Origin of the sequence: Salinicoccus sediminis (assembly GCF_000986795.1) — a bacterium.
GTDB classification, from domain to species: Bacteria; Bacillota; Bacilli; order Staphylococcales; family Salinicoccaceae; genus Salinicoccus; species Salinicoccus sediminis.
On sequence record NZ_LAYZ01000001.1, the window covers coordinates 700,023 to 707,363 of the forward strand.

At 47.2% G+C, this 7,341-nt stretch carries 4 protein-coding genes, 24 tRNA genes and 2 rRNA genes; 1 reads left to right on the forward strand and 29 read right to left on the reverse strand.

Annotation, left to right across the window (positions count from 1 at the left end):
- Positions 1–191: 191 nt before the first annotated feature.
- Positions 192–1,898, reverse strand: coding sequence for a S9 family peptidase (locus tag WN59_RS03575; protein ID WP_046512664.1), 1,707 nt, complete (start codon positions 1,896–1,898; stop codon positions 192–194).
- Between the two features lie 134 nt (positions 1,899–2,032).
- On the opposite strand from WN59_RS03575, the gene WN59_RS13690 reads away from it, so the two are divergent.
- Positions 2,033–2,182: a hypothetical protein gene (locus tag WN59_RS13690; protein ID WP_197073384.1), complete on the forward strand. Its 150-nt coding sequence runs from the start codon at positions 2,033–2,035 to the stop codon at positions 2,180–2,182.
- Between the two features lie 38 nt (positions 2,183–2,220).
- Here the strand turns inward: WN59_RS13690 and WN59_RS03580 are convergent, their stop codons facing one another.
- The 28 genes from WN59_RS03580 to WN59_RS03715 form a co-directional block, all read right to left on the reverse strand.
- A complete protein-coding gene (locus WN59_RS03580) occupies positions 2,221–2,889 on the reverse strand; it encodes a DUF6320 domain-containing protein (RefSeq protein ID WP_046512666.1) in 669 nt (222 codons plus the stop codon).
- Complete coding sequence (locus WN59_RS03585; protein ID WP_046512668.1) at positions 2,876–4,162, reverse strand: alcohol acetyltransferase; 1,287 nt, start codon at positions 4,160–4,162, stop codon at positions 2,876–2,878. Before WN59_RS03585 ends, WN59_RS03580 begins: the two co-directional genes overlap by 14 nt.
- 326 nt (positions 4,163–4,488) lie before the next feature.
- Positions 4,489–4,573: transfer RNA gene (locus tag WN59_RS03590), tRNA-Leu, on the reverse strand.
- Between the two features lie 25 nt (positions 4,574–4,598).
- Positions 4,599–4,673: transfer RNA gene (locus WN59_RS03595), tRNA-OTHER, on the reverse strand.
- Positions 4,674–4,690: 17 nt separating this feature from the next.
- Positions 4,691–4,764 (reverse strand) — tRNA-Cys (locus WN59_RS03600).
- Between the two features lie 5 nt (positions 4,765–4,769).
- Positions 4,770–4,841: transfer RNA gene (locus tag WN59_RS03605), tRNA-Gln, on the reverse strand.
- 3 nt (positions 4,842–4,844) lie between these two features.
- A tRNA-His gene (locus WN59_RS03610) sits at positions 4,845–4,920 on the reverse strand.
- Between the two features lie 4 nt (positions 4,921–4,924).
- Positions 4,925–4,998 (reverse strand) — tRNA-Trp (locus WN59_RS03615).
- Positions 4,999–5,005: 7 nt separating this feature from the next.
- A tRNA-Tyr gene (locus tag WN59_RS03620) sits at positions 5,006–5,086 on the reverse strand.
- A gap of 10 nt (positions 5,087–5,096) precedes the next feature.
- Positions 5,097–5,172 (reverse strand) — tRNA-Thr (locus tag WN59_RS03625).
- 12 nt (positions 5,173–5,184) lie between these two features.
- Positions 5,185–5,260: transfer RNA gene (locus WN59_RS03630), tRNA-Phe, on the reverse strand.
- A gap of 21 nt (positions 5,261–5,281) precedes the next feature.
- A tRNA-Asp gene (locus tag WN59_RS03635) sits at positions 5,282–5,357 on the reverse strand.
- A 9-nt stretch (positions 5,358–5,366) separates the two neighbouring features.
- Positions 5,367–5,440, reverse strand: a tRNA-Met gene (locus WN59_RS03640).
- A 19-nt stretch (positions 5,441–5,459) separates the two neighbouring features.
- Positions 5,460–5,552 (reverse strand) — tRNA-Ser (locus WN59_RS03645).
- Positions 5,553–5,578: 26 nt separating this feature from the next.
- Positions 5,579–5,655: transfer RNA gene (locus WN59_RS03650), tRNA-Ile, on the reverse strand.
- A gap of 4 nt (positions 5,656–5,659) precedes the next feature.
- Positions 5,660–5,733: transfer RNA gene (locus WN59_RS03655), tRNA-Met, on the reverse strand.
- Between the two features lie 25 nt (positions 5,734–5,758).
- Positions 5,759–5,834, reverse strand: a tRNA-Ala gene (locus WN59_RS03660).
- A gap of 25 nt (positions 5,835–5,859) precedes the next feature.
- A tRNA-Leu gene (locus tag WN59_RS03665) sits at positions 5,860–5,941 on the reverse strand.
- A gap of 15 nt (positions 5,942–5,956) precedes the next feature.
- Positions 5,957–6,030: transfer RNA gene (locus WN59_RS03670), tRNA-Pro, on the reverse strand.
- A gap of 15 nt (positions 6,031–6,045) precedes the next feature.
- A tRNA-Arg gene (locus tag WN59_RS03675) sits at positions 6,046–6,119 on the reverse strand.
- 22 nt (positions 6,120–6,141) lie between these two features.
- Positions 6,142–6,230, reverse strand: a tRNA-Leu gene (locus WN59_RS03680).
- Between the two features lie 7 nt (positions 6,231–6,237).
- Positions 6,238–6,312: transfer RNA gene (locus tag WN59_RS03685), tRNA-Gly, on the reverse strand.
- A gap of 16 nt (positions 6,313–6,328) precedes the next feature.
- Positions 6,329–6,413: transfer RNA gene (locus WN59_RS03690), tRNA-Leu, on the reverse strand.
- A gap of 8 nt (positions 6,414–6,421) precedes the next feature.
- Positions 6,422–6,494: transfer RNA gene (locus tag WN59_RS03695), tRNA-Lys, on the reverse strand.
- 13 nt (positions 6,495–6,507) lie between these two features.
- A tRNA-Thr gene (locus WN59_RS03700) sits at positions 6,508–6,583 on the reverse strand.
- Between the two features lie 8 nt (positions 6,584–6,591).
- A tRNA-Val gene (locus WN59_RS03705) sits at positions 6,592–6,667 on the reverse strand.
- A 30-nt stretch (positions 6,668–6,697) separates the two neighbouring features.
- Positions 6,698–6,812 (reverse strand): 5S ribosomal RNA (rrf, locus tag WN59_RS03710).
- Between the two features lie 129 nt (positions 6,813–6,941).
- A 23S ribosomal RNA gene (locus WN59_RS03715) occupies positions 6,942–7,341 on the reverse strand; the annotation flags it as partial.

Consider the following 7,341-nt stretch of genomic DNA (forward strand, 5'->3'; position numbering starts at 1 on the left):
AAGGAGCTGGGACAAAACTATTCCCGACATAAATAAGCCGGACGTTAGCTTTTCTGGGGCATCGCGTGAGCCTGTAGTCTCACGCAGATGCTATTCCCCTAGAAGTCTAACGCCCGGCTTTTAAAGTATAATCGATTATTTTTATATATCTTCAAGACTTATGTCCCAGCCTCTTTTCAATCAATTCATTCTTATTCTACAAGAAACTTTATGATTTTCCCATTCATGTTATCAAGATTTTGCCTCCTCATGAACGTATGCCCTTCATTTTCATATGCGGTAAAAGTCACATCCTGTCCATTATTCTTCATACGCTCTGCCATCTGCACCGACTCTGTAAAAGGCACACGGGAATCGTGATGGCTGTGGAATATCATCAGCGGCGCTTTTACATATTCCGCTCTCATCAGCGGGGATATTTCATCGAACATTTTGTCATGAACGCCCAAAAATCCGTATTCCGCCGACCGCAGATCTCTTCTCCAGGAAGGTGTGTCATGCAGAAATGTCGTCAAGTCGGATATGCCTACGATATCCACTGCCTTTCTCCATAATTCGGGATGGTGTGTAACCAGGAGAAGCGTCATGAATCCCCCGTAACTGCGGCCCATTATCGAAATATTTTCTCTGTTCATATCCCGCCTGTCAATTAGATGCGTTCTCAAAGCCACAACATCCGCCATCGCGTCCAGTCTCTTTTCACGGTCATCCGCTTTCAGATAGAAGCGTCCATAACCGAGGCTTCCCCTGATATTCGGCACCGCAACAGTGATCCCTTCCTTATATAATCTATAGTATAATTCATTGAACTCAGGCCTTGCCTGTGACTCAGGCCCGCCGTGTACATGAATTACAGAACCGTGGCCGTTTTTTGGCTCATATAAAAAGTAAGGCACCTCCAGCCCGTCAAACGAAGTAAAGGACAGCATCCGCCATCTGATTTCTTCAATATCCCCATTATTTTGAAGCATGATCTCCTGTTCCTTCCTCTCCATATCCAGCCGACAGATGCAATGCGGCACGTCTGTTGAAGAGAACAGTAAATATAATTCATCCGAGTCCGGCCACTCCATGGAATGGATGACCCCGTCCGCTCTGAAGTTTACTTTTTGAACTTCATGACTCCCAGGGTCATAATGATACAGAGTGGAACATCCGTTTTCATTCACGGAAATCACAGCTGACTTCCCGTCACCAGATAGTTTAAAGTGTTCCATATCCCATGGGAACGATGTCACCTTCACGTGGGACCAATCGGTAAGATCCACTTCGTAAAGGTTCAGGTACCCATCATCCCAATCGGCTACCGCGTACGCAGGCCCGTCATCGCTATTCAGTAAAATGCTCTTGAAGCGTCCTTTGGGCATCGGTAATTTCGACAGGCTGCCTTCACGCATATTGTATGTATACAGCTCTTTATCGATATTGTCCACGTCAATTGTCATCAGCAGTGTCTCTTCACCCAGCTGCTTTTTTATGTAGGCGGGTGACTTGAATTCCTCCAGAATAACAAGCCCCTCCTGCCGATTGTAGCTGCACAGCTCAAATACGGCAGATGAGTGATGATTGCGGGTGAGCATAAATTTTCCTCTCGCTTCATCATAAATTCCGTAATGATGGAAATAATCCGGTTCCTGTATGAACGGCAGTGCCCCCTCCCCTTCAAGCCTGTGCAACTGGTTCCTCTCATTGCCGTTATGATCAATAGCGAGTACCACTCCGTGCTCTTCAAACCAGTAATCCTTTATATTTTCCTCTTCATACGTCACCTGCGAAACCTTACCATCGACAAGGTTCATTTGCCATAATTCCCTCTTGCCGCTTTCATCACTTATATAGAATAATGTCTCTCCATTTTCCCCTGACTTCATGTCAGAATACTTTACGTAATAAGCCATCAATAATTCCCCTTTCCGCTTTATAATCCCATTATAGTACAATGATTGATTATTCTGTTAATTTTATTTTAATCCTTATTCACCAGGGGTATAGTATTGATGACAGCCCAATGCAGAAACCGGGGGGATACATTATGAAAGTGAAGACGATCAGCGCACTTACTGAGAAGGGGATAGACAAGAAAGTGAATGAGTTTCTGGAGGAGAACAGATACATTGAGGTCATTGATATGAAATTCACCAGTTTTTCAGGGTATGCAGTATTTATCATCTATAACGAATAAAAAAATCTCCACCCACGAGACTGGATGGAGATTTACGGTTATATATGGAATCTTCTGCCCAGCTGTGTGAGAAGTGCCTGCTGGGCAAACAGCATCATGATTATTATGACCGATACTGCATATGCCGCGGCAACTGCGCTCGGCCATATGACAGTGGTGATTCCCGCTGCGAATAGAGCCGCAGGAAGAAAACCGAGGATGAGCATCATGATCATGAAGCTGAAGTAGCTGCTCCATTTGATGCGTCTGAAGAAAACGATCGACGTTATCATGACCATCCCTGAAATGATCAGGAATGGAACGACATAATTCACGGACCATGAGAGAAACTCTGCCCCCGACTGTGAATCTATCATCAGGAGCAGGATTGTCAGACTCATCACCTGCATGACAATCTTACTGCCGAGATGCGACTTTGATAAAATCGTATGATTGAAGGAAACGAGCATATACATCACTGCTCCCGCCACATGGAAAATCCATAAAAATTGCGGCATGATGACAATATTGATCAGCAGACAGATTAAAATGACTGTGATGCCTGCAAGCATAGTCATTTTTGGCGTCCGTCTCCTGGAAAATTTCCTGTCCATATATGACGGATATTTTTTTTCTTCAGTTCCGTCACTTAAACCTTCCATGCTTCCAAGGCATAAAGGACATGCAGCATGACTCGTCCAGATCCTGCATTCTTCACATTGTTTCATCATGTTTCCCCCACTCGTTTGAATAGACTTCTATGTCTACATCAACATGCTTCATCAGTTCATTAAAAAAATTTCTGACAATATCCGTTTCAGAGATGGAAAGTGAAAACGTCACCGTCATCCTGTTGTTTGCCGTAGCAATTCCACATCCGACCGGACTTTTTACTGTTGTATAAAAAGCCAGTTCCACCCGTTCTATATGCCTGCTCATGGATGACGGCAGCGACACGTTTCCCATATTGGTCATTGTCAGTGCCTTTGTCCTCTCGCCGATATAATTAAATCCGTAGCGCATCGCCGGATATTTCAGAAATACCGGGATTGTCCGTGTCATGAAGCTGTTTTGGAGATAGACATGCTGGTTGATGCCCTTCTGAAGTGATGATCTTCCCGTGCGTTTCACCAATTCCTCATTTACATTTTTTAAAATATCTTCAAAGGAAGTCGTTTTATCCATAGTTGCTCCGATATTCGCAACTGAGAAGAAGTTCCGTAATGTTTTCGACGGAAACTGTCTTCTCAGGTTTACCGGAACCGCAATTGTAACTTTCTTCGGTCTGCTGGACTTCAACAACGCTTCTTTACCTATAACCTGAATCATAATGGCTGTGAGGAATCCTGTCAACGTTGTCCCCAGACTTTTTGCATATTTGTTCACAGCGGCCGCATCCATTATACCATGAATCATGTTCATTCCTTCAGTTCTAAGGGGAGTGCCTGTTATCTGGTAAGACGGTTTATCCTCTTTCCTGAACACATTCCTGTCTACATTGTCAGCATAATGACTGAAACTGTCTTCAGTCTCCAGTGAATCCGGCTCATCCTCAGGCAGCAGGATGAGGCCATCATCGCTGACATCCCTTTTCCGGTACTGCAAATATTGATACACGAGAGTTTTCAAAAATTCAGTTGCCCCTGTACCGTCGGTCAGCGAATGGAATACCTCCACTGAAATTTTCCGACCAAAATACAGGACCCGCAACAGGTATCCTCTGCTCTCCGCCGGTTTGATGGGTGCGCATGGATAGTCCTTCTCCTTTTGAACGCGAAGTACCTCATCATTCTTCTCCATATAATCCCAGAACAGACCCTTCCGGACTCTTACGGTCAGAGTTGGAAACCGCGGACTGATGACATCCAGTGCCTCCTGAAGTATTTCAGGATCCACTTTATCTCTCATCAGCATGGACACACGGAATACATAGGAATTATCCGTATTCGATACAGCGTGGAATATCTTACCCGTATTGTCTATCCTGTACCAGCTGTCCATACAATTCCCCCTTCCTGTTTCTGTACATATACCATTATACATACTCCAGGTCTGCATTCCTAAAATAGTAAAAAACACTCATGCATTGCATGAGTGAACATATATACTATTAACGTCTTTTTAGAATTTCTTTGACTGTCCGGACTATGTCCTTTGTCTCTTTCTTATTATCCGTATTGATTCCTCTCCTTTACAATAATTAATTCCCTAGTAATCAACAAGGTTTTAAAGCGGGCAAAATAAAAGACGATCAGCGTTGAACTACATCTGATCGTCTTAAAATATTGAAATACTTTATATTGAATCACTTTTATAGTTAATTTAAATACCACCGGCCGGGATCGAACCGGCACTCCCGCAATGGGAACTGGATTTTGAGTCCAGCGCGTCTGCCAATTCCGCCACGGTGGCACGACATTATCAAGTAATTAAAAAATGGAGCGGAAGATAGGATTTGAACCTATGTCTTGCTTCAGGAAGAAGCATATTCTGAACACTGAACTACTTCCGCTTATCATTAGTATAAATTGGAGGCGCCAACCGGATTTGAACCGGTGATAGAGGATTTGCAGTCCTCGGCCTTACCCCTTGGCTATGGCGCCTTCTACTGGGCTAGAAGGATTCGAACCTTCGCATGACGAGACCAAAACCCGTTGCCTTACCGCTTGGCTATAGCCCAAAATGGGGCGGATGATGGGAATCGAACCCACGAATGCCGGAGCCACAATCCGGTGCGTTAACCACTTCGCCACAACCGCCATATGGCAGGGGTAGTAGGAATCGAACCCACACCAAAGGTTTTGGAGACCTCTATTCTACCATTGAACTATACCCCTGTATGAATGGAGGGGGGCAGATTCGAACTGCCGAACCCGAAGGAGCGGATTTACAGTCCGCCGCGTTTAGCCACTTCGCTACCCCTCCATCAGCTAAATGGTGCCGGCCAGAGGACTTGAACCCCCAACCTACTGATTACAAGTCAGTTGCTCTACCAATTGAGCTAGGCCGGCTTAATTAAAAAATGGTGGTTCAGGACGGAATCGAACCGCCGACACTGTGAGCTTCAATCACATGCTCTACCGACTGAGCTACTGAACCACTTCATATTGTATTTTAAAATGGCGGTCCCGACGGGAATCGAACCCGCGATCTCCTGCGTGACAGGCAGGCATGTTAACCGCTACACCACGGGACCTATTAAAAATTGCGGGAGGTGGATTCGAACCACCGACCTCCGGGTTATGAGCCCGACGAGCTTCCAGACTGCTCCATCCCGCGGTAATGATAATAATAAAAATGGCGGAGGAAGAGGGATTCGAACCCCCGCGAGCCGTTAAGCCCCTGTCGGTTTTCAAGACCGGTCCCTTCAGCCAGACTTGGGTATTCCTCCGTATGATATAAATTGTACCAAAAACATGGTGGACCTTGCAGGACTCGAACCTGCGACCCAACGGTTATGAGCCGTTTGCTCTGACCAACTGAGCTAAAGGTCCAATATGGCGGCGGAGGGGATCGAACCCCCGACCTCACGGGTATGAACCGTACGCTCTAGCCAGCTGAGCTACGCCGCCATGATAAACATGAAATTTTAATGAATGGTGGAGACTAGCGGGATCGAACCGCTGACCTCCTGCGTGCAAAGCAGGCGCTCTCCCAGCTGAGCTAAGCCCCCATACATATGATAAGTGGTGAAGCGATGCGGGTGAAGGGAGTCGAACCCCCACGCCCGAAGGCGCTAGATCCTAAGTCTAGTGCGTCTGCCAGTTCCGCCACACCCGCTGACTTCTTAAAGAGTCGGGAAGACAGGATTCGAACCTGCGACCCCTTGGTCCCAAACCAAGTGCTCTACCAAGCTGAGCTACTTCCCGTAATTCAATTAAAAGCGCGCCCGAGAGGAGTCGAACCCCTAACCTCTTGATCCGTAGTCAAACGCTCTATCCAATTGAGCTACGGGCGCATGTTATAAAAGGTTTTAAATCTGGTGCCGAGGACCGGAATCGAACCGGTACGGTAATTACTTACCGCAGGATTTTAAGTCCTGTGCGTCTGCCAGTTCCGCCACCCCGGCTTAATAATGGAGCGGAAGACGGGATTCGAACCCGCGACCCCCACCTTGGCAAGGTGATGTTCTACCACTGAACTACTTCCGCTTATTATAAACCTAAATGGTGCGGGTGAAGGGAGTCGAACCCCCACGCCCGAAGGCGCTAGATCCTAAATCTAGTGCGTCTGCCAGTTCCGCCACACCCGCTTGGGTAATGAGCCATAGAGGATTCGAACCTCTGACCCTCTGATTAAAAGTCAGATGCTCTACCGACTGAGCTAATGGCTCATATTAGTAAAAATGGTGCCGGCCAGAGGACTTGAACCCCCAACCTACTGATTACAAGTCAGTTGCTCTACCAATTGAGCTAGGCCGGCTTTATGAATGGTGGAGAATGACGGGTTCGAACCGCCGACCCTCTGCTTGTAAGGCAGATGCTCTCCCAGCTGAGCTAATTCTCCGGTAAGTAAATATTCAATTAATATAACACTGCCCGGCAGCGTCCTACTCTTGCGGGACGTCAGTCCAACTACCATCGGCGCTGGAGAGCTTAACTGCTGTGTTCGGCATGGGAACAGGTGTGGCCTCTCCGCCATCGCCGCCGGACAATGTTTCCTATGGGAATGTGTCAGATCCGGTGCCGCCGCATCCCTGCGGGCCACCTGGCATGTCACATTCAAAACCGGATAGAAGCAATAGTCGCGCAGAAACCGAAACACGGTTTCTTCATCATTCTTGAATAAGTCATCGATCGATTAGTATTCGTCCGCTGAATGTGTCACCACACGTACACGCCGAACCTATCCACCTCATCATCTCTGAGGGATCTAATGGGGAAATCTCATCTTGAGGGGGGCTTCATGCTTAGATGCTTTCAGCACTTATCCCGTCCATACATAGCTACCCAGCAATGCCGTTGGCACGACAACTGGTCCACCAGGGGTATGTCCATCCCGGTCCTCTCGTACTAAGGACAGCGCCTCTCAAATTTCCTGCGCCCACGACGGATAGGGACCGAACTGTCTCACGACGTTCTGAACCCAGCTCGCGTACCGCTTTAATGGGCGAACAGCCCAACCCTTGGGACCGACTACAGCCCCAGGATGCGATGAGCCGACATCGAGGTGCCAAACCT

What these genes read in the sequence shown, in the direction of transcription:
- WN59_RS03575 (WP_046512664.1), bottom strand. Translation starts at nt 1,898, where the DNA reads ATGGCTTATTACGTAAAGTATTCTGACATGAAGTCAGGGGAAAATGGA.
- WN59_RS13690 (WP_197073384.1), top strand. Translation starts at nt 2,033, where the DNA reads ATGAAAGTGAAGACGATCAGCGCACTTACTGAGAAGGGGATAGACAAG.
- WN59_RS03580 (WP_046512666.1), bottom strand. Translation starts at nt 2,889, where the DNA reads ATGAAACAATGTGAAGAATGCAGGATCTGGACGAGTCATGCTGCATGT.
- WN59_RS03585 (WP_046512668.1), bottom strand. Translation starts at nt 4,162, where the DNA reads ATGGACAGCTGGTACAGGATAGACAATACGGGTAAGATATTCCACGCT.